The following is a 787-nucleotide window of genomic DNA, read 5'->3' as shown; positions in this document are numbered from 1 at the left end:
TTTTTTGACTTGTTCTCCTGCTGCAATACCGGCGCTAATCCCCAGTGGGTAATTACCTGGTATCGCCCAGCTCACAATCCGCCTGAAATCAGCAAATGATTGCAGTGCCACAGGCTGGTCGCTATTAAAGAGCGGGTCACTGACAACGGGCTTCTTTGCCGCTGAGCCTAACCCAATATTCCGCACAAACTCCGCCTTATCAGGAATATCCGCTCCATTTGCCGATTTGGACAAGGCATTTTTCGCCAGCTCCACCGTATCCGATAAACCGAGGTTTTTCACAAACTCCGATTTGTTGGGGATGTCCGCGCCGTTCTTGTTCTTATCCAGCATCGCCGCCTGCAATGCTCTTATTGATTGCAGTGCCACGGTTTGACCGTTAGGCAAGGTCACGTCCACCACACCATTTTGCGACATCCACTTGTCCATGTTCTGGAGGAACTGAGTGATATAGCTGGTGTTAGCGACGATATGCCGGACGCCATCCGAGACAGAATCGGGTACTGTCGTCTGAATCTGGTAGGTTACGTTATTCAGGGTAGCGGTGGCATTATCTGCCAACACTAACTCAGTGTCCGAGTTCACCGCCTGAATCATGTGAATGAAATTACCCGCGCTGGACTGGATTAATATCACCTGTCCGGGGGCAACACCGTTAATATTTGATTTAAATTTTGTGTCTGTGCCGCGGACAATAGCCGAGCCGGACACGGTGGAAATCGTGCCTTGTGAGTAGTACATGGTGTGAGTCCTGAAAGATTAAAAATTGAAGTAATCGGCGGCGTCG

The 787-nt window shown here is 49.9% G+C and carries 1 pseudogene; it reads right to left on the bottom strand.

The features are described from left to right. Positions 1-741, bottom strand: a pseudogene (locus Xkoz_RS19270) (hypothetical protein); the annotation flags it as partial. Between the last annotated feature and the right edge of the window lie 46 nt (positions 742-787).

Source organism: Xenorhabdus kozodoii (assembly GCF_002632875.1).
GTDB lineage: Bacteria > Pseudomonadota > Gammaproteobacteria > Enterobacterales > Enterobacteriaceae > Xenorhabdus > Xenorhabdus kozodoii.
The sequence above is the reverse complement of the archived record's forward strand: the minus strand, read 5'-3'. Positions and strand labels throughout refer to the sequence as shown.